Source organism: Pseudarthrobacter sp. KH_020_B, from assembly GCF_057840185.1.
This window is the reverse complement of the sequence record NZ_CM174506.1, coordinates 4,228,641-4,248,602: the sequence shown is the minus strand read 5'-3', so window position 1 is coordinate 4,248,602 and position 19,962 is coordinate 4,228,641. Positions and strand designations below refer to the sequence as shown.

Sequence of the window (19,962 nt, the reverse complement as noted above, 5' to 3'; positions counted from 1 at the left end):
AAGCATACCGTAGTGTCCTTACCGTATTGAATATACGGTCCGAAATGGACTGTGTTGGATCAACGTCGATCGGTCAGGAGAAGCTGCGTGGATATTGCCACCACTTTAAGATGGGCTGCCGAGCGTTATCCGCAGCGGTTGGCTGTGGGGGGCGCGCACCCTCTGACGTACGCAGAGTGGGACAAGCGCACGGATCAGTTGGCCATGGCCCTGCTTGCCCTCGGACCCGTCCCCGGCGACCGCGTCGTCCTCATGCTTCAGGGCGGCGAGCCGCTGGCTTCGCTCCATCTGGCCACCCAGAAAGCCAATCTGACCTCCGTTCCTCTGTCAACACGGTTCGGCGTCCACGAACTGGCTCATTGTGTGGGCGATTGCTCGCCAGCCCTGGTTGTGGTCGATGACACCACCGCAGACCTGGTGTCCGAGGCTTGTACTTCCCTCCATGCCTCGGTGGCCATCGTGCATGTCAATGACCTTCGCACACCGAGGCAGTATGCCCGTTCGCTGCCGAGCGCTCCAGCCGAATCTGATTTGAGTGTGATGCTCTACACTTCCGGTACCACGGGAAAGCCCAAGGGCGTGCCGCGCACACATAAGGCGGAACATTCGGCGGCGGTGGCCCACCTGATCCAAACGGGCCAACCAACCGGGGCCGTGTCCCTGGGCGTCATGCCAATGTTCCACACCATGGGGCTGCGGTCCCTGCTCGCAAGTGTCATTGGCGCCGGAACCTGGGTCCCGCAGGCCAAGTTCAGCGCTGATGAGTCGATTGAGCTGATTATTGAAAACGACATCGATACGCTTTATCTGGTTCCCACAATCTATTGGTCGCTGTACCAGACCGGTCGGTTCCCAGAGGCACGCAGCGTGCGGCGTCTCGCCTATGCCGGGGCGGCCATGACCTCCACACTTGCCCAGCAGCTTGTGGAGGCCGTGCAGCCCGAACGGTTCGTCAACCACTTCGGCAGCACCGAGATCTACACTTTTACGATCGGCCCTGACAGTGCGCGAAAGCCCGGATGCGCAGGCCGTGCCGGGATCTTCTCCAACGTCCGCCTCGTGGATCCCGTACCGGGGGCGCATCCCGACCAGATTGTTGCCAAAGGTGAGCAGGGGCAAATCGCGGTCAGCATGGACAGCCCTGAAGCATTTGCCGGCTACTGGAACCGCCCCGACGCCGACGCAAAATCCATTCGGGACGGCTGGTATTTTCCGGGGGATCTCGCCACAGAGGATGACGACGGTGACCTGTGGGTTTCGGGGCGCGTCGATGACATGATCAACTCCGGCGGCGAAAACCTCTATCCCGAGGAGATCGAGCGCAGCCTTGCCGGCTGCCCCTACATGGAGAATGTGGTGGTCGCCGGCACCCCCCACGACAAATGGGGGTCAGCCGTCACGGCCTTCTTCGTCCCCGCGGACCGGACCGACCCCCGCCTGGCCCTCGCCCAGGTCGAGACATGGGTACGCGAGAAATCCGGACTGCCCTCGCTTCAACGACCGAAACGACTCGTCGCGATTGACGCTATCCCGACCTCTGCGGTCGGCAAGATCCTGCGCCGCAGGCTCGTCGACGGCGACTACAAAGTCCTCGCCGATACAGAGAGCAACCAGTCCCCACCACCTGCCAGGAGCCCCCATGACCGATGATCTCGCACGCATCGAGGATCCCCAGCTCCTCACCGGCCAGGGCCGCTTCCTTGATGACCTCGACCCCCTACCCGGAACGTTGGTGGCCGCTGTAGTTCGCAGCCCGCACCCGCACGCCCGGATCCGCGGTGTCAACTTCGAGCGCGCTCGGCGCCACCCCGGCGTCGCTGCCGTGATCGGCCCGGAGGAGGTTCTCCAAACCCTGAAACCTTTCCCGCTCTCGGTGAAGACCCCGATGCCCTACTACCCAACAGGGACAGATAAGACCCGCTACGTCGGCGAACCGGTCGCCGTGGTGGTCGCCACCGACAGGTACACCGCCGAAGACGCCGCCGAGCTCGTCGAGATTGACTACGAACCGCTGGAAGCCGTCGTGCGCACGTACGAGGCCATGGAGGCGAACGCGCCACGCCTGCACGATTCCGCCGACAGCAACGTGGCCACCGACCGCACGTTCACCTTCGGGGAGGTGGACGAAAGTTTCGCCAAGGCCCAGCACACCGTCTCCAAGCGTTACTCCTTCCCCCGCTACTCCTCCACGCCCATGGAGTGCTCCAGCGTGATCGCAGAGTGGCGGGAAACCGCAGACGGGCCGGAGGTCACAACATGGGCCAACTTCCACGGACCCTTCTCAATGGTCCAGGTCGTCGCGGGTGCACTCAACATCCCGACGTCCCGGTTGCGGCTGATCGTCCCTGCCGACATCGGCGGCAGCTTCGGCATCAAGGCAGCGATCTACCCCTACGTTGCACTGATGGCTCTTGCCAGCAAGCACGCCGGCAGGCCGGTGAGATGGACTGAAGACCGCCTTGAACACATGCTCTCGAGTTCCGCCGGATCGGATCGCGAAATGACGTTTGAGGCCGCGTTCGACGACCAAGGCGTTATTTCGGCCCTGCGCGTAGACCTGATCGACAACGTCGGAGCCTACATGCGCCCTCCCGAACCCAGTACCCTGTACCGGTGCTTCGGCAGCATCACCGGCTCCTACCGGATCGAGCAAGTCCAGATCCGCGCCCGGGCAGTGGTGACCAACAAGTGTCCCACCGGCCTCAACCGGGGATTCGGCGGACAACAGCTGTACTTCGGACTCGAGCGGCTGATAGATGACATCGCCCTCGAACTGGGCCTGGACCCCGTGGAGGTCCGCCGTGTCAACCTCATCGGGAAAGATGAGTTTCCGTACTCGACTCCAAGCGGGGGCATCTATGACTCCGGCGATTACCAGACTGCTCTGCAGATGGTCCTCGATGCCGCCGACTACGGGGGGCTCCGGGAGGAACAGCGGGCCGCGCGTGAGCGGGGCGAGCTGTTCGGAATTGGCGTGGCCACCATTACCGATCCTTCGGCGACCAACATCGGATATGTCGGACTCGCCACCCCGATCCACAACCGGGGCCGGGGCAAATCAGGCTCGACTGAGCACGTCCGGGTCAGTGTCGATCCACAAGGCATCGTCACCGTTCTACTCGGAACTGTTCCGCAAGGCCAGGGACACGCTACCGTCGCCCGGCAGATAGTAGCGGACCGGCTGGGTCTTCCTTTGGCGCAGGTTCGCCCCAGGGTGGAGATGGATACGGCGACCACGCCGTGGACGATCAGCACCGGTAGCTACTCGTCACGGTTTGCTCCGTTGCTGACAAGCGCGCTGATTGAGGCCACGGACCGTCTGGGCGAGTCCATCCGGATCGCCGGAGGTGTGTTGCTCCAGGCCGACCCTGCGGACCTCGAATTCGCCGACGGACAGGTCCATGTCATTGCCGACCCCGGTCGCAGTGTTCCCTTCCGACAAGCAGCGGGTCTCATTCACTGGGATCCGGGTTCCCTGCCTGAGGGTGCCTCCGCACGGATGTACGAGGAAGCTGCATTCACTCCGCCCCAGTCCAAGGCGCCTTCACGCACCGATCAGATCAACTCGAGCCTGTGCTACGGATTCGTCGCCGAGCTCGTAGCCTGCCGGATAGATCCTGAGACCCTGCAGATAAAAATCGAGACACTGTCCACGGTGCACGACGCAGGGACAATCCTCAACGCCACCCTCCTCGACGGCCAGATCCACGGAGCCCTCGTCCAGGCACTCGGCGGCGCGCTCTACGAGGAGATGACCTATTCGGACTCCGGCCAGCCGACAGCGACGACGTTCATGGATTACCTTTGCCCCACCAGCGCCGAATCGTCGTTTCCATTGATCAGCAACCACCTCGAAACACCGTCTCCGCTGACCACGTTGGGCGCCAAGGGATCCGGCGAGGGCAGCTCCATGAGTTTCCCTGTGGCAATTGCCAACGCAGTCGCCGACGCCCTGTCCCCGCTCGGGATCTCCATCGACTCGCTGCCTCTGCACCCGAACATTATCCACAAGCTCATCCAGGCGAATGCCACCAAGGAAGGAAACTAACAATGCCACTCACCGGAGGCGAAATCCGACTCGAACGCAGCCACGAAGGCCGCGTCGCAAACCTCACGCTCAACCACGGGCGCTTCAACATCATCACGTGGGAGACCCGGCAAGTGATGGCCGACCGGTTCGCTGAGATAGATGCCGATCGGGACATCAAACTCGTGGTGATACGTGCGGAAGGCGAACATTTCACCTCCGGAGGCGACATCGCGGGCTTCATGGAGGTCGACCCCATTGACCTTACTGATCTTGGGCAAAACGTCACCGCCCCTTCCCGAAGCCCCAAGCCGGTCATCGCAGCCATCGACGGCTACTGCTTCGGAGTCGGCCTCGAGCTGGTCCTGTCCGTCGACATCCGGATCGCCACTACCGCTGCCAGGTTCGCCCTGCCGGAGATGAAGCTAGGCATGATTCCCGGGAGTGGCGGCACGCAGCGGCTTGCAAGGCTGATTGGCCTGTCCCGCGCTAAGTTCCACATTCTCACCGGGGAGCGCATTACGGGCCAGCAGGCCCTCGACTGGGGCCTTGTCAACATCCTGGCTCCCGACGCAGAAGCACTCGAAAAGGAAACCCAGGCGCTTGTCGACAAGATGCTCGGATACTCTCCTATCGCCATGCGCACGGCGAAGGAGGTCCTGGACAAGGGGATTGACGGCCCTCTTTACACCGGCATCGAGCTTGAACGCAAGGCGTATTCGATGCTTCGGGCCAGTCACGATTTCGCCGAAGGGGTTGCTGCTTTCGGAGAGAAACGCACCCCCGAATTCCAAGGACGCTGAGGTATCCAGTCGTGAAAGCAGCCCCCTTCGCATATGTGCGCCCAGGCAGCGTTACTGACGTGCTCAGTGAACTCAGCCGGGACGGCGCCAAGGTCATCGCAGGCGGACAGTCGCTCGTTCCCGTCCTGGCTATGCGACTGGCGCAGCCGACAACATTGGTGGACATTAACGCTGTCGATGAGCTTCATACGCTGAGAACGGAGCCTAGCGGCGTGCGGCTTGGGGCCGCGGTGCGGCAACGCACAGCACAGCGAGACCCCGCCATCGCAGAAGTGCCCCTGCTCGGAATGGCACTGCCGTGGATCGGGCACCGGGAGATTCGCAGCCGCGGAACCATCTGCGGCAGTCTCGCACATGCGGACCCTGCGGCGGAGCTGCCGGCCGTGGCAATTTGCCTGGAAGCAACCTTAACGATTGCAAGCCCTAAAGGCGAGCGGACCGTCGATGCGGTCGACTTCTTCACCGCGGCGATGACGACAACAGTGCAGCCGGAAGAATTAATCACTTCGGTCTACTTCCCTCGAGCCACCCAACACCAGGGCTTCGGTTTCGCCGAAATTGCCCGAAGGCATGGTGACTTTGCGCTCTCCGGAGTAGCTGTACGTGTGGATGCGAAGGACCCGACGAGACCCTCTGCCCGGATCACGTGTTTCGGCATATCGGACATCCCGCAGGTCCGGGACGTTTCCGAGCAACTCACGGCTGCTGTGGGCAAGGACGGCCCTGATGCGCCGGAAGCACGCCTGCGCACGGCCTTGGCTGATGCGGCGAAAGAACTGGCCGCTGATGTTGTCGACACCGGTGGCGATGAACATGGCAGCCAGGCGTACCGGCGCCAGCTGATCACAGCTCTCGCCAGCCGCGAACTCGCGCGAGCCTATGCCAAGGCAGTCCGCGCATCCAGCCACACTGATGAGGAGAAAGCATGAGCACCCCGCGCACTGTCGCCCATACCAGACATGAAGACCTGGTGGCCGTCGAGTTCACTGTCAACGGGACTCCCGTTTCGCTGCGGGTTCCTGCGCGGATGACCCTTTCGGACGCCCTGCGCGACAACCTCGGCCTCACGGGCACACATATCGGATGTGAACACGGTGTATGCGGGATGTGCACTATTCTGATCGATGGTGATGCCAGCCGTGCATGCCTGCTCTTCGCCTGCCAGCTGGACGGCGCGCAGATCACCACAGTCGAGGGTCTCGGCAAACCCGACGACCTGCACCCACTACAGGAGTCCTTCGGCCGCCACCACGGCCTGCAGTGCGGATTCTGTACTCCGGGTTTTCTGATGAGTTCATACGACCTGCTCGACCACGAGCCCGACATTCGGCGGGAGGACCTTCCGGAGGAGCTCTCCGGAGTGATCTGCCGGTGCACCGGCTACCGCAACATCATCGATGCCGTCGACGACGTCGCAACAAACCACCGCGCCGGCCTGCCGGGACCGAAGAACTGCGGACAACGAACCCTGACCGGCCGTTCTCCCATCGGATCGACGGCTGCAGCGGATGAACCCACCCCAGCGTCCGACAATGTTCAGGACAGTGCACCCGAAAAAATCAGCATGCCCAGCGGTGAACCGACAATCGCAATTGACGTTACGACCGTTCTCGAATCCCCGCCGCAGGACGTCGCCCGGGTTTTCGAAGACATACAATTGCTGGCCCGGTGCCTGCCGGGGGCGGAGCTCACGGAGGAGCTTGGCGGCAATTGGTACCGGGGCCGGGCCCGCGTTGCCTTGGGGCCCATCAAGCTTTCGTTCAACGGCTTTGCCCATCTTCTCGAACATAAATCAGACCGGATGCATGTGCTCGGCCAAGCCAAAGACACCGGCGGCGGCCGAGCCCAGGCGGAGATCCATCTCTTGGCGGTCCCTGACGGGGCAGGAACCCGCCTGCAGGCCGAAGCCCGGGTGTACCTCGTCGGCCGCATCGCCGGGTTCGGCCGGTCGCTGGCAGGAGATGTCAGCCGCCGAATGTTCGAAGACTTTGCCAAGGCCGTGGACCAGGCCGCGCGCGGAGAGGAACCTGAAGTCGGCTCCAAACCGCCCAGCGCGTTCGGAATCCTCGTCGGCGCCATGCGTGACCGGATCCGCAGCGTTCGGGAACTCCGTCGTAAGGCTCCCGGTCGTCAAGCCAACAACCCCCACGAAGAAGGATGATCTGATGCCGCCCAGCACCCGTGGTTCCGGAACTCATTCGCCGCTGCCCGCCGCCTTCGCATCGGTCATGGGCTGGTCCTTCGACCTGTTTGACCTGTTTTTGTTGCTGTATGTCGCAGGGCCGGTTGGCCGGCAGATTTTTCCGGCCGAGAGCGAGACGTTCAGTCTTGCCCTGGTTTTTGCTTCGTTTGCGGTCAGCATCATTATGCGTCCGGGCGGGGCGGCGGTCTTCGGTGAGCTGGCTGACCGTATTGGCCGGAAGAAGATTATGGTGACCGTACTCGCCGGTGTGGGCCTTTCGACTGCGGCGATGGGTCTGGTCCCGACGTACGCCGCGATCGGGGCCGCGGCACCCATCATCTTCCTGATCCTGAGGGTCATCCAGGGACTTTTTGTCGGCGGCGTGACCGCCACGACGCACACGCTTGGCACAGAGAGCGTCCCGGAGCGCTGGCGGGGCCTGATGAGCGGGCTGATCGGCGGAGGCGGCGCCGGCATCGGCGCGGCCATGGCCAGTGTCACGTTCATTGTCGTCGGCCACCTCTACCCGGGGGACGCGTTCGATGAATGGGGCTGGCGCGTCATGTTCTTTACCGGGCTGCTGGGCGCGCTCCTGAGCCTGTTCGTGCTCAGCAAGGTCGAGGAGTCCCCGATGTGGCTCGAGGCCCAGGAAGCCGCCAAGACTTCACCGGCAGCTGCCCCCGCACAGAAAATGCGGTTCAAAGACCTACTGACCGGCAAATACCGGACCATCACCCTGCTCAACATCGCTCTGGCGGCAGGCGCCGGCGCGCAGTACTACCTCACCTCGGGATTCCTGCCCACCCTGCTCGGACCGGTCGTCAAGGTACCCACAGTTGAACGCGGCTGGATTCTGCTCGGCGCGAGCCTCGTGGTCATTGTTGCAGCCACCGGCGCTGGCGAGCTGAGCCAACGGATCGGCCGCCGCAAGACCATGCTGATCTTCGGCGGCATCAACATCGTCGCGCTCCCGCTGCTCACGATCGCAATCGCCGGGTCAGACCCTTCCTCCACAGGGACCATTCTGGCGCTGAGCTGCCTGCTGGCGTGCTTCGCCAACGCGGCTTACGCACCATTGATGGTCTTCCTGAACGAACGCTATCCGACCGCAATCAGGTCGCGGGGAACGGCCATCACCTGGAACACCGGCTTCATGCTCGGCGGCCTGCTGCCGACGTTCGTCAATCTGCTGAGCCCGACCGTGGCCGACATTCCAATCAAGCTGGCGATCTTCCTCGCGGCATCGACGCTCATCTTCATCGCAGTGGTCCTCACAAGCCCGGAAACCCGTGGCCGTTTGGAAAGATCCCACGCGCACGATGACGGCCCGCCGCCACCGAAAAACGGCAAGGGCACGATCAACAGGACCCCACATACCTAATGCTGTAGGCGCAACGCGACCGGCCCGTTTTCGAGAACGGACTCAGCAGGCGCTGCCCACATCCCACACCGACTCGAATTCATCAGCGCTGCCCCAACACCGCTCCAAACATCGGTCGCATCAACAGCACGCCCAACAGCATTCGAGCTGATCCGGGCCGCCTCCGCCCCCGGACATGCTGGGCAATCCTGTGAGCCGTTGAACCAGCTGCGCTACAGTGCTCGCAAAAGTCCACGCAGACCATAGCGAACATCGCTGGACCTGATCGGGCCATCGGCCTCCCTGAAACGGCCGAGCGGAACCATCGGAAGGCCAGGCCGGTGAGGAACGGCCAACGTTGCCATGCGTGGCCCGGGCTGAGACCAAGTGAAAGGACGTTCTGCGATGGAACCTGTCTCTCTGACAATTTCCTGTGACGACGGCTATGTACTGGGAGGACATCTATGGGAGCCCGGTTCCTCGGAAGAAGGAGGACTTGGGGCAGTCGTTGTTATTGCCGGCGCTACCGGAGTCAAAGCAACCTACTATCACCGCTATGCAGCTTTTCTTGCGGAGAACGGGTTCACGTCGATCACCTTCGACTACCGGGGTATCGGTCAATCCAGGGAATCCAGTTTAAAGAATCTGCAGGCCAGCTGGTACGACTGGGCTCTGAAGGACCTTGATGCGGTTCTGGAATGGGCTCAGATCAACTGCGCTGAAAAGCATCTGCATGTTGTCGGCCACAGTTTTGGTGGGTTTAGCGTCGGATTAGCGCGCAATGGTCGAAGGATTAACCGGCTGCTGACAGTGGGCGCTCAACATGCCTACTGGCGGGACTACCGCCCCGGTCATCGGCTAGGGCTCTGGTGGCGCTGGCACATCCTGATGCCTGCTTTGGCGATCTGGAACGGCTACTTTCCTGGCAAGCGACTCGGCTGGCTTGAGGATTTACCGCAGGGGGTAGCCCTGGACTGGGCACGGAGCCCGAGGGACTTCACCACCGGGGGAGCAGGTCATGCCCGCGAGGTGATACGGGCGCATCAGGCTTCATTCACTGCCCCGACGCTTGCAGTGGCTGCCACCGATGATCCGTTCGCAACAGAAACTGCTGTCGTCCGGGGCCTGAGCTACTACCCCAACAGCTCCGCCATCCTGGTGCAGCTGAAACCGCAGGACTTCGGGAGAGCAGAGATTGGGCACTTCTCGCTTTTTCACAGCAGCTTTCGCGACACGTTCTGGATGGGTACCATCCGGTGGCTGCGAGACGGCGTGAATCCGTGGGCCTGAAATAACACGCGCTGTTACTGCGCTGCCCGCACGTCCAGAAGCGCCGGTGCTCGCGTGCGCTTTTGGCTCCGAGTGGTCCTCGGTCTCGAAGTTGCCGCTGGACTCTTGCCGGGTTTTGGTTCCTCACCAGAGCCCAGGATGCCAACCCCGGCCCACCATTTCCGCCGCCGAACCGGAGGACAGCGCTCGGAGGCGCGGAGCCTATCCGCCGGCGAATGGCGGCAGAATGTCCACGGTTGCAGTCTCGGCCAGTAACGTATTCCTGTCGCGGACGCTGACCTCGTCCACCAAGAAGCTGCTCCGGTCCAGCACCTGAGCCAGTGACGGCCTCGTGGGGTCCTCGGAAGGGGGATGGAGTTCCAAAAGCCGATCCAGCAGTGCGCCGAGGGACACACCGCCTGCAGCCCAGCTGTTGGAGTCGATGTCGCCGCACGGTATCGTTTCCTCCGCAACCTGCGCGGCATGCATCGCGGCCGCAAAGTATCTGACCAGCATTCAGCCGCCTATCGCACTCATAGAGCGGTCTGACTGGACGAAGTCAACGCCGCCGAGCCCGGTGTGGTCCATGCCGTGTGCCTTCGGCTTGAGCCACATCGCCTCTGACCAGCGCTGGGCGATGTCCGTGTCTGTGGCTCCCGTGCGGAACAGACCCAGAAGGTCGGTTTCCTCACGCGAGAACAGGCAGCTCATGATCTTGCCTTCTGCGGTGACCCGAGTGCGTTTGCAATCGGAGCAAAACGGCTGGGTAACTGAGGCGATTATGCCCACGGTGCCCAGTACGACATCGGGGGCGTCCTTGGCACGAACCTGCCAGCGCTCGGCAGGGGCGCCGTCGCGTTGCCTCGGGTCCGGCGTGAGCAAGAAGGATTCCTCCAGACGGACCCGGATTTCGGCTGCCGTAATCATGTTCTCCCGGGTCCAGCCATGGTCCGCGTCCAGTGGCATCTGTTCGATGAATCGCAATTCGAAGCCGCTGGCCACGGCCCAGGAGAGCAGGTGCACGGCCTCGTGGTCATTGATGCCTCGCATCAGCACTGCATTGACCTTCACCAGTCCGATTTTCACCCTGGCGGCCTCTGTGACGCCCGCCAGCACCTGATCCAAGAAGGGGCGGCGGGTGAGTGCCCTGAAGGTTTCCGCGTGCAGCGAATCCAGTGAGACGTTTATCCGGCTGAGGCCTGCATCCTTAAGCGCCTGAGCCTTCTTGGCCAGACCGATCCCGTTGGTCGTCATGGAGATCGGCAATTCGGGGTGATTGTGCCGCAACCGGACAAGGATCTCGACCAGGTCCCGCCGCACAAGGGGCTCACCCCCAGTAAGCCGCAACTCGCGAATGCCCAGTATGTCCACACCGATGCCCACCAGACGCACGATCTCATCGGCCGTCATGATCTGGTTCTTGCTCAGCCACGCCAGGCCCTCTTCCGGCATGCAGTAGGTGCAGCGCAGATTGCACTTGTCCGTGAGGGACAATCGCATATCAGTCGCTCGCCGGCCGTAGCGGTCCGCTAGACCTCCTGCCGGGGACCGGGAGCCGGCAGGCGGCGGACGCATTGAAACACTCATGTCTCGAGGTTACGCCCCTTCCTCGACCATCCTTTGTATATGGTCCGAATCAGACCTATATTTCTTATTAAGAACTTTAGGTCCCCGCACAAGCCCGGCAGGATTTGAACGTCGGATTGGAACAGGTGAGGGAGGATCCCCGTCGCGGCCAGCAATTGCTGTTGGACTTCAACGAGGACGACCACGAGGACTAGGCCACCTTGAACAGCAACCTCTCCCAAGTCCACAGGGTGGTTGCCGTTAGTCGTTCCAATTTTTTACAGCCAGCTGGAAGGGGTAAACGAAACATGGCAGGCGACGAATCGAAGAGTCCCCGGATCGGCAAAGTGGTTACCGCCGTGGTCAGCAACACCGCTATCAGCCTGGACACGGCCCTCGCCGCAGTGGCAGCGGAGGAGTGCGGTGCCGTCGTGAGCTTCAGTGGCGTGGTCCGCAACCACGACGGCCGCCGCGGCGTGCTCCGTTTGAACTACAGCGCGCACCCGAGCGCGAATCGTGTGATCGAGGATATTGCTGCCGAGGTTGCTGGAAAGTACGACGGCGTCAGGCTCTGGGCCGCTCACCGTGTAGGCGAGCTGAAGGTCGGGGACGCGGCACTTGTCGCCGCGGTGTCCGCGGCCCACCGCGGCGACGCCTTCGATGCCTGCCGGGACCTCGTGGAAGGTGTGAAATTCCGGCTGCCGATTTGGAAAGAGCAGTTCTTTGAGGACGGAGACGTGGAATGGGTTGGCATCGGAGTTGACGGACAGGCTGATAGATAAACTGCCATCCGGCGCCTCCTTGCTTGGTAGGCGTCACACGGTTCAAAGCGGCGGGACGCAGTGGCTGACAGCCTTCGCATTCCGCGGATGGTCGCGCGGCGTCCCTCTGCCCTGCTTATAGCCAGCGGGACGCCCCGGGGGTCTATGACACCCCGAATCAGTCCGCCGCAGCGGCCACACTGCTCATGAGGTTCACAACCGCTGCCACAGACCTGGTCCCGACGAGCGCCTCCATCGGCGCCTCGGGCACCGATCCTCTTGCTCACCTCAAGACCTATCAGGAGGAGTGATACGGCGGATAGCTAAACGGTATTAGACGTGCAATGGTCCAAGGCATACGGTCATTGTGGCGTGGCTCACGGTATGGGTCCCGGAACTAGGAGACATGGATGAAGTCCGTTTGGTTAGTCATGCTCGTCGTCGTTGCCTATATGGTGGTGCTCGCAGCGACCAGTTACTTCGTCCGCCGCTCTTCCCGGACTTCGGAAAGCCCCCAGTGATGACGCCGAGCCGGGCACAATCTTGCAGGCCAACGCACGCGCGTAGCCGCCGGAGCCCGCGAGCCATGCCCCGCCAGCTCATCCCTGGCATCGGCACCGCGAGCATCGTCGTGGGAGGACGTGCGCGCATCGAGATCAGTACTCAGCGAAGACAAGACTTGGCCTGGAGCGCAACCGGCCAACTGAAGGAGCAAGAAGATGAGTCCGTCAACAGAGCAGGCTTTGCAGGACGCAGCGACGAAGCCCATGACCATCGCCGACGTACCCGTCGGCGCAAGCCTGCGCGGCTGGCTCGACCATCTGCAGGCCTCCGGGCGTCTGTCTCTGACCGAGCCGGGCATTGATCTGCGTTTCGGCGTCGCCGGGGTCGCCAATCGTCTGGACGGTACGAGTGCCTCGATCTTCCCCAGACCCAGCGCACATGTCGTGCCCGTTGTCTCCGGACTGCTGTCCCAGCGGTCTTGGATGGCCGAGGCGGCAGGCGTTGGGCAGGAAGAGCTGATTTCCACCTTCGAGAATGCCTGTCTCAGCCCGGTGCCGTGGATCGAAGTGGCGGACGCGCCCTGCCAGCAAGTCGTCCACCACGATGTCGATCTGGAGAAGCAGCTTCCGATCCCTACACACAACGAGCACGATCACGGGGCCTACATCACAGCCGGGCTGCTCATCGCGCGACGGCCCGACACTGGTGTGCAGAACGTTTCAATCCACCGCCTTCAGGTCAGCGGCCCTGACCGGCTGGGTGCCTTGCTCCTGCCACGACACACACTCTCCTTCTTCCACCAGCAGGAACGAGAGGGCGCGGACCTGGACATCGCCATCGTGGTCGGGGTAGACCCCCTGACCCTTATGGCCTCCCAGGCGATTGTGCCGATTGACCACGACGAGCTCGAGATCTCGGGTGCGCTGCGCGGATCTCCCCTCCCGGTGACCAAGTGCGTCACCAACGACGTGCGCGTCCCCGCCGATGCGGAGTTCGTCCTCGAGGGCCGACTGCTTGCCAATATCCGCGAGCCCGAGGGACCGTTCGGCGAGTTCCCGCAGTACTACGGCGAGCGGGCGGAGCGCCATGTCATCGAGGTGGATGCGCTTACCCACCGGAAGTCGCCCATCTACCACACGATCGTCGGAGGCAGCCTCGAGCATCTCCTGCTCGGAGGGATCCCGCGGGAGGCGTCCTTCCTGTCCCACCTCCGGCGCAGCTTCCCGTGTGTCAAGGACGTCCATCTCTCCCGGGGCGGCACGTGCCGATACCACCTCTACGTGCAGGTCGACCGGCCAAAGGCGGGCGAGGCGAAGAACGTCATCCTCGGAGCACTCGGCATGCACTATGACATCAAACATGTCACCGTTGTCGACACCGATGTCGACGTGCACAACCCTGCTGAGGTGGAATGGGCTGTCGCCACAAGGTTCCAGGCCGATCGTGATCTGCTCGTCGTCCACGGGGCACAGGGCTCCAAGCTGGACCCTTCAACTGACGACGGTTTCGGTTCGAAGATGGGCCTTGATGCTACCGTCCCGGTGGACGCACCCCCGATGAAGTTCACGCGCATCCGCGTGCCGGGACAGGAAGACCTCGATCTCGACCAGATAGTGACGTCTGCCCCCCTCGACTGGGAGGAACGCGTAGGCAATGTCTCATAGGGGGCGGCGGTGGAACTGAGACAGCTCACGTATTTCGCGTGCCTGTACCGCGAGGGGAGCGTTACCCGCGCGGCACAGCGCCTCAATATTGTCCAGCCGGCGTTGTCCATGCAGATCGCGAAACTTGAGAGCGAGCTCGGCCAGACGCTGTTCGAACGGACGCCCAGGGGCATGACGCCCACAGCGGCCGGAGAGCACGCCTTCGAGCTCTTCTCCCCACTGCTGGACCAACTCGTCCGGGCGCGCCAGGAACTTCTGGGAAATCGTCCGGAGATGACGGGCTCGATCCGTGTGGGATTGATCGCATCGGCGGCCAATGCAGCGTTGTCGGACACCTTGGCACACTTCGTGGAACACTATCCGGACGTCCAGATTTACGTGACCACCGGGTTCAGTGGTGAGCTGGTCGAGAAGCTCCGGACGGGTGAGCTCGACTGTGTGGTCATCAACCAGACCTTCGGTCAGGACGACTTCGCCGGCCGTGAAATCCTTGACGAGGAGTTGGTGGTCACTACCGGAGCAAGAACGGCAATGTTGGTCCCGACCCCCGTGCCGCTCCACGCCCTGGCTTCACTCAAACTCGTTCTGCCCTCACGACGCCACGGCCTGCGCCAGGCCATTGAAGATGTACTCCGCGCACACTCAATCGAGGTGCGCCCGCAGCTCGAGATCGATGACACGAGCGTCATCGAGGAACTCATTCAACGGACCAACTGGGTCTCAATCCTTCCCGCCGGCATGGTCAACCGCGGACTCGTGCAGGGGACACTCCGCGTGTACGGACTAGCGGCGCCGGGGGTCTCAAGACGCATGTTGTGTCTGAGCGACCCCAGACATCCAAGCACCCTGGCCGAAACGACGTTTATTGATGTGCTTGCCGGGAAGCTTCGAGCGCTGCAGTTGTCCACTACCGCATTCACCACCGTCCCAATGCAAATACCACCGGAGGATCAAAATGAAGATGCCTGACCTGACCCCCCGCCTGATAGTTGGGATGTCCGGAGCCTCGGGCGCCGCATACGGCGTCCGGCTCCTCGAGCTGCTCCGTGATACCCCAATCGAAACGCATCTCATCGTCAGCAAGGCCGGACGCCTAACGCTGGCCCAGGAGACCGAGCTCCGCATGACTGACCTTGAGGCGCTTGCCGACGTCGTCCACCCAAACCAGGACATCGGGGCGACCATCGCAAGTGGATCGTTCCGCACGATGGGCATGATAGTCGCACCGTGCTCGATCAAGACAATGTCCGAGATCGCCTCGGGAATGACCTCATCGCTACTGGCGCGTGCAGCCGACGTCGTGTTGAAGGAACGCAGAAGGCTGGTCCTGATGGTGCGGGAGACCCCGTTGCACCGCAACCACCTGCGGACGATGGCCGATCTGAGCGAGCTGGGAGCGGTCATCGCTCCGCCCGTGCCTGCGCTCTACACGCGGCCGCAGTCGATCGACGACATAGTCAACCACACCGTGGGCCGCGTCCTGGACCTCTTTGAGATTGAGTCCGGTCTGGTGAAGCGGTGGGACGGAGTCACGAACGAGCGCACGAGACAATGACAGCAAACCCAGTGGGACCTGGGCTGGCGCAATCTTCCTTTTCGGTGTTCCTCGACTCAGATCCACAAGACATAACCTAGGACAGCAAGCAGGCCGAGGACAAAGCAGGCAATGAGTGCCGTTTGGCCCATGTTTCCAGACTCTTGGGCTCCAGGCCCATAGCGATCACGGGTACCAAGGTCCCCAGAAGGGACAGAATACCGAGAACCCATATCGCTGAAACCACTCCAGAGGATTGCCCACCCGAAGCAATCCGTCCGTCAACCGATCGCGTTCAGCAGAGACACTCCCTGATGGGACGGTCAGGGCGCCGACCAAGAACAGAATCAACAACAGGACAATTCATGACAAGAATGCTAATTATCGGACCTCCGGGTTCCGGCAAGGGTACGCAGGCGGAACGCATTTCCGGGCGCCTGGGCGTCGTTGCGATCTCCACCGGCGACATCTTCCGCGCGAACGTCAAGGGTGAGACGCCGCTGGGCGTCGAGGCCAAGAAGTACCTGGACGCGGGAGACTTTGTTCCGGACAGTGTGACCAACAAGATGGTCGGCGACCGGCTCAGCGAGGGCGATGTCGAGGGCGGCTTTCTTCTTGACGGCTACCCGCGCACCACGGCGCAGGTTGACTACCTGGACGAGATTCTGGCCGATGGTGACCAGAAGCTCGACGTCGTCCTGCAGCTGACCGCGGACGATGAGGAGCTTGTTGCGCGCCTCCTGGGCCGTGCGAAGGAAACCGGCCGCAGCGACGACAATGAGGCCGTCATCCGTCACCGCCTGGATCTTTACCACGAGCAGACCGAGGCCGTTGTGGCCAAGTACGCCGAGCGTCGGATCCTCACCAAGGTGGACGGCATTGGCGGCATTGACGAGGTCACCGACCGCGCCATGGTTGCCATTGGCGCGCGCGACCTGTTTGACGCGATCTTTGATGGATGCTGCTGATTGCGCGCGCTCAAGGGTAGTACCTGCGCAGGTTCAGGGCGGACCGGGAGACTATAATGTCCGCACCACGAGGAGGACTCGCGGCACGGGCAAACTGCGTCAATGCAATATTCCCTGCTCTGCTAGTGACCCGGCGTAATCGAGCCCTGCCACTGGCGCTGGTTTCGTTCAGGGGAATTAGCCGTGGGGCGCCCTGGGTTGGTAAGCGCTGGGTCTGCCGATGACCGTTGTGTGGGCTGGTTTAGGTGGGTGGAGGGCTGCGCGTGCGAAGGCCTGGCCTCGCTGCGAGCCCTAAACCCATGGCAATCCCGGAGCGGGGAATCACCGGCGGGCGGCGGTATCAAAGTCCGTCTGTCCGGTCTCAGTTAAGTTGGTAACGCCGACCTGGGGTTTTGCCAGGTTCAGTGAGACAGATCCCGCGCCAACCGTCTCACTTGAGTTGGCAGTTCCGTATTATTCTCGGACTGTGCCAGCGGTGCTGATGCTCTCATTTCCCTGATTTCTGGCACCGTGCGTACCGGCTTATACCCGGTGTCGGTTGGGGTGTGATGGCCCCGTGGTTAGTCGTGGTTCCAGACTTTGATGGAGGACAGCAGCAGGAGCAGGACCAGCAAGGGGATGAGGACCAGGTTCGGTACCAGGCCCTGGAGCAGGCCGCCGAGGACGGTTCCGGTGATGGAGCCGAGCGTCATGGTGATGACGAAGGGCTTGCTTTGCCCGAGCACGGCGAAGCTCTTGTCACGGCTGAAGCGGGCGAACGCGACGAGCATGGTGGGCAGTGACACGGCCAGGGAGAGGCTGCCGGCGATCTTGATGTCGGTGCCGTAGAGCAGCACAATCGTGGGGATCAGCAGCTCGCAGCCGGCGACTCCCATCAGTGCGGCCACGGCCCCGATGAGGATCCCGGCTGCGAGGCCGAGCACCGTCCGGGGAGCGGGATCTAGCGTTAGGGGATCGATCGCGAAGACATGGGTGACGAACAGCAGCACCGCGATCAGGACCAGCAGGACGGCGCTGACGGGAAGAGCGTTTTGGATTTGAGTTTGGTGGCCCAGTGGGCGCCGATCCAGGCGCCGAGGAGGCTTCCTGCGAGCAGGTTCAGCACGATGTACCAGTGCGGGGAGAGTTCGCTGGGCGGGACGGCGAAGAGCCTGGCGGGCAGGGCCGTGATGACGACGATCAGGCTCATGGCTTTGTTCATGATGATGGCCTGCAGCGCGGCAAGGCCGAACACCCCGATCAGCAGGGGGAAGCCGGAACTCGGCGCCGCCCAGGCCGACCATGCCGCCCAAGACACCGATGATCGCGCCCGCGAGGAAGACCAGCGGGAGGGACTGCTGTCGTGGGAACTCTGTTCGCGGTCTCCCCCTACGTGGTGCGGGCGCCGGTTAGGTAGCGCGCAGGTTATCGGGCAGCGCTGGGCGGCACTCGTGATGGCCGTGTCGACCGACCTGAGAGTGCAGCAGCCCATCCCGTTGACGGCCGGCATCTAAACCTGAGAATCTGTCCAGACGGCACTCGCACAGCCGATCCTTCGAGGAGGTTCCATGATGACCGTCGTCAGCACCATGCAGCTCCGTTCCGACTCAGCGGAAGAGTGGGACCAACTGATCCGAGAACGCTTCAGATCAGCCCACGACAGGGAGGGCTGGATCTCCGGTCAGTTGCTCTCCCCTGCTGACGCACCCGACACTCGGGTCATCATCGGGACCTGGAGAAGCCAACGGGACTGGGAGGGTTGGCACGAGGATCCCGCCTTTCTCTCCACACGCGCAAGGCTCGACGAGCTACAGCAGGTAGGCCACCGGACTGTCTGGTACGACGTCATCGAGGACGCGCAGGCCAACGCCCACTAGTCCCGGCCAAGCTGGTCTTGTCCGCGGTCAAACTGCCTGCTTTGTCGACCACGTACACCTTCGATACACCTGCACAACTGGCAACCTTGATAGGGCTTAGCGTCGGCCCCGGCTTCGGTCGGGATGCTCATCCTTCGGAACCGTCACAGTCCCGCCCACCCTCTGCCGGTGGTGCAACTCTAGCCGCCTCCGCTTCGGATTTGCGGGAGGGCAGCCTCGTTAGCGGCTGTCGGTCTGATCTCGGTTGTACCGCCAGCCGGAAGTCCGTCACCGCCGGTACGATTTTCGATCGCACCCGGACACCGTTGACGGTGTGGTTCACCGCGTGTTGGCTGTTCGCAACGGCGAAGAACGGAATATCGGCATTGAGCCTGCAGCGGACAATGCAGATCGGGTCATACCAGAGCGCATGGGCGATGTTGCACCGGTTCCGGTCGGTGCTGGCGCCGTCGGGCAGGGCGCCCCTGTCCGGCATGGTCGAGGTCGATGAGACATTCATCGGAGGCCAGGAGCCCGGCCTGCCGTGCGGGCCCGGGGGAAGAAAGTGCTCGTCGGGGTCGCCATCGAGGTTATGGAGCCGAAGGGGTTCGGCCGGTGTCGCCTGGCCATCCTTGACGACGCGTCCGCAGCATCGCTGCACCCGTTCGTGTCCGGCCAGATCGCTCCTGGATCCACGGTGATCACCGACGGGTGGAACGGGTACCTGGGCATCGAAAAGCTGGGCTACGTCCATGAGCCGCGCAGTCAGCGAGCCGACGCCGCCTGAGGAGAGGACCCTGGCAAGTTGCTTCCCGGGGTTCACCGGATCGCCGCGCTGGCCAACGCTGGCTGTTGGGGACCCATCAAGGGGCGGTGAGCCCCGAACATCTGGCCGGTTACCTCGATGAGTTCGTCTTCCGGTTCAACCGCGGCACCTCACAAAGTCGCGGGCTGTTGTTCTACAGAGTTCTCCAGCTCGCGGTACACCACGGCCCCGTGCGGTACCGGGAACTGATCGAGAATCCACGGCCGCTGAAGGATCTCCCCAAACCGCCTGCCGCGGCGGGGCATCCACGCAGTCTTGAACGTCCCCGGGCAGACCGCCCCTGGCGCAATTCCCGCATGGACAGCTCCGGTTAAATGGATAGCCCAGACCTTTCTTATAGCCCCTAGTTGAGCAAGAATCGGGGTTGCTGGTCTGCCGGCCCCCGGCATGATTTCCTCCCCCTGTTGCTCAGGATCTGGGGGTGCTGTCACCGGGAACCTGTGGGTAGTGATTGATCGCTGATAGTGCCTCTGTGTCAACAGGTGGAGGTTGTGGGTCGGCGTGCGTCCTTGACCATGATCCGGTAGATGAGTTTGCAGAGCCGGCGCTTGAGCGCCGTCGGGCCTCGCGGGGCGTTTTGCCTTCGCTGATTTTCCTGGCGTAATAGTCCCGGCCCGGGCCGCCGTGCTGGGAGTGTCCGTTTAACGGTGGATCAGCCGGCAG

Annotated in this window: 19 protein-coding genes and 1 pseudogene; 16 read left to right on the top strand and 4 right to left on the bottom strand. The window is 62.7% G+C overall.

What is annotated here, in order from left to right:
• Positions 1–87 precede the first annotated feature (87 nt).
• The 7 genes from AC3IT0_RS19885 (at position 88) to AC3IT0_RS19855 (ending at position 9,662) form a co-directional block, all read left to right on the top strand.
• The gene (locus AC3IT0_RS19885; RefSeq protein ID WP_489321373.1) at positions 88–1,650 is read left to right on the top strand and encodes a class I adenylate-forming enzyme family protein; all 1,563 of its coding nucleotides are present in this window, start codon (positions 88–90) and stop codon (positions 1,648–1,650) included.
• On the top strand, positions 1,640–4,048 hold the full coding sequence (locus AC3IT0_RS19880) for a xanthine dehydrogenase family protein molybdopterin-binding subunit (RefSeq protein WP_489321372.1): 2,409 nt from the start codon (positions 1,640–1,642) through the stop codon (positions 4,046–4,048). The genes AC3IT0_RS19885 and AC3IT0_RS19880 overlap by 11 nt, the downstream gene beginning before the upstream one ends.
• A gap of 2 nt (positions 4,049–4,050) precedes the next feature.
• Complete coding sequence (locus tag AC3IT0_RS19875) at positions 4,051–4,830, top strand: enoyl-CoA hydratase/isomerase family protein (protein ID WP_248761430.1); 780 nt, start codon at positions 4,051–4,053, stop codon at positions 4,828–4,830.
• Between the two features lie 11 nt (positions 4,831–4,841).
• A complete protein-coding gene (locus AC3IT0_RS19870) occupies positions 4,842–5,759 on the top strand; it encodes an FAD binding domain-containing protein (RefSeq protein WP_489321371.1) in 918 nt (305 codons plus the stop codon).
• Positions 5,756–6,991: a 2Fe-2S iron-sulfur cluster-binding protein gene (locus AC3IT0_RS19865; protein ID WP_489321370.1), complete on the top strand. Its 1,236-nt coding sequence runs from the start codon at positions 5,756–5,758 to the stop codon at positions 6,989–6,991. The genes AC3IT0_RS19870 and AC3IT0_RS19865 overlap by 4 nt, the downstream gene beginning before the upstream one ends.
• Before the next feature lie 4 nt (positions 6,992–6,995).
• Positions 6,996–8,393 (top strand): MFS transporter, encoded by a 1,398-nt coding sequence (locus tag AC3IT0_RS19860; protein ID WP_489321369.1) that lies wholly within the window; start codon positions 6,996–6,998, stop codon positions 8,391–8,393.
• Positions 8,394–8,777: 384 nt separating this feature from the next.
• Positions 8,778–9,662 (top strand): alpha/beta hydrolase family protein, encoded by an 885-nt coding sequence (locus AC3IT0_RS19855; protein WP_489321368.1) that lies wholly within the window; start codon positions 8,778–8,780, stop codon positions 9,660–9,662.
• Between the two features lie 201 nt (positions 9,663–9,863).
• Here the strand turns inward: AC3IT0_RS19855 and AC3IT0_RS19850 are convergent, their stop codons facing one another.
• Positions 9,864–10,157, bottom strand: a complete 294-nt coding sequence (locus tag AC3IT0_RS19850; RefSeq protein WP_489321367.1) for a MoaD/ThiS family protein — start codon at positions 10,155–10,157, stop codon at positions 9,864–9,866.
• Positions 10,158–11,228: a GTP 3',8-cyclase MoaA gene (moaA, locus tag AC3IT0_RS19845; protein ID WP_489321366.1), complete on the bottom strand. Its 1,071-nt coding sequence runs from the start codon at positions 11,226–11,228 to the stop codon at positions 10,158–10,160.
• A gap of 287 nt (positions 11,229–11,515) precedes the next feature.
• Between moaA and AC3IT0_RS19840 the strand changes: the two genes are divergently transcribed.
• The 5 genes from AC3IT0_RS19840 (at position 11,516) to AC3IT0_RS19820 (ending at position 16,638) form a co-directional block, all read left to right on the top strand.
• A complete protein-coding gene (locus AC3IT0_RS19840) occupies positions 11,516–11,989 on the top strand; it encodes a molybdenum cofactor biosynthesis protein MoaE (RefSeq protein ID WP_489321365.1) in 474 nt (157 codons plus the stop codon).
• Between the two features lie 698 nt (positions 11,990–12,687).
• Positions 12,688–14,136: a UbiD family decarboxylase gene (locus AC3IT0_RS19835; RefSeq protein ID WP_489321364.1), complete on the top strand. Its 1,449-nt coding sequence runs from the start codon at positions 12,688–12,690 to the stop codon at positions 14,134–14,136.
• Between the two features lie 9 nt (positions 14,137–14,145).
• Positions 14,146–15,105 (top strand): LysR family transcriptional regulator, encoded by a 960-nt coding sequence (locus AC3IT0_RS19830; RefSeq protein ID WP_489321363.1) that lies wholly within the window; start codon positions 14,146–14,148, stop codon positions 15,103–15,105.
• A complete protein-coding gene (locus tag AC3IT0_RS19825) occupies positions 15,092–15,691 on the top strand; it encodes a UbiX family flavin prenyltransferase (RefSeq protein ID WP_489321362.1) in 600 nt (199 codons plus the stop codon). Before AC3IT0_RS19830 ends, AC3IT0_RS19825 begins: the two co-directional genes overlap by 14 nt.
• A gap of 353 nt (positions 15,692–16,044) precedes the next feature.
• The gene (locus AC3IT0_RS19820) at positions 16,045–16,638 is read left to right on the top strand and encodes an adenylate kinase (RefSeq protein WP_489323852.1); all 594 of its coding nucleotides are present in this window, start codon (positions 16,045–16,047) and stop codon (positions 16,636–16,638) included.
• Positions 16,639–17,198: 560 nt separating this feature from the next.
• On the opposite strand, the gene AC3IT0_RS19815 is transcribed toward AC3IT0_RS19820, so the two are convergent.
• Both AC3IT0_RS19815 and AC3IT0_RS19810 read right to left on the bottom strand, forming a co-directional pair.
• On the bottom strand, positions 17,199–17,627 hold the full coding sequence (locus AC3IT0_RS19815) for a TSUP family transporter (protein WP_489321361.1): 429 nt from the start codon (positions 17,625–17,627) through the stop codon (positions 17,199–17,201).
• A 5-nt stretch (positions 17,628–17,632) separates the two neighbouring features.
• Positions 17,633–17,935 carry a hypothetical protein gene (locus AC3IT0_RS19810; RefSeq protein ID WP_489321360.1) on the bottom strand — a complete coding sequence of 101 codons (303 nt, stop codon included), beginning with the start codon at positions 17,933–17,935 and terminating at the stop codon, positions 17,633–17,635.
• 250 nt (positions 17,936–18,185) lie between these two features.
• Between AC3IT0_RS19810 and AC3IT0_RS19805 the strand changes: the two genes are divergently transcribed.
• From AC3IT0_RS19805 to AC3IT0_RS19790, 4 genes and pseudogenes are all read left to right on the top strand, one after another.
• Positions 18,186–18,494: an antibiotic biosynthesis monooxygenase family protein gene (locus tag AC3IT0_RS19805; RefSeq protein ID WP_427174558.1), complete on the top strand. Its 309-nt coding sequence runs from the start codon at positions 18,186–18,188 to the stop codon at positions 18,492–18,494.
• Positions 18,495–18,805: 311 nt separating this feature from the next.
• A pseudogene (locus tag AC3IT0_RS19800) lies at positions 18,806–18,988 on the top strand (IS1595-like element ISCARN11 family transposase); the annotation flags it as partial.
• Between the two features lie 50 nt (positions 18,989–19,038).
• Entirely contained in the window at positions 19,039–19,260 is a 222-nt protein-coding gene (locus AC3IT0_RS19795) for a transposase (protein ID WP_489321359.1), read from the top strand.
• An 86-nt stretch (positions 19,261–19,346) separates the two neighbouring features.
• Positions 19,347–19,613 carry a hypothetical protein gene (locus AC3IT0_RS19790; RefSeq protein ID WP_489321358.1) on the top strand — a complete coding sequence of 89 codons (267 nt, stop codon included), beginning with the start codon at positions 19,347–19,349 and terminating at the stop codon, positions 19,611–19,613.
• Positions 19,614–19,962 lie beyond the last annotated feature (349 nt).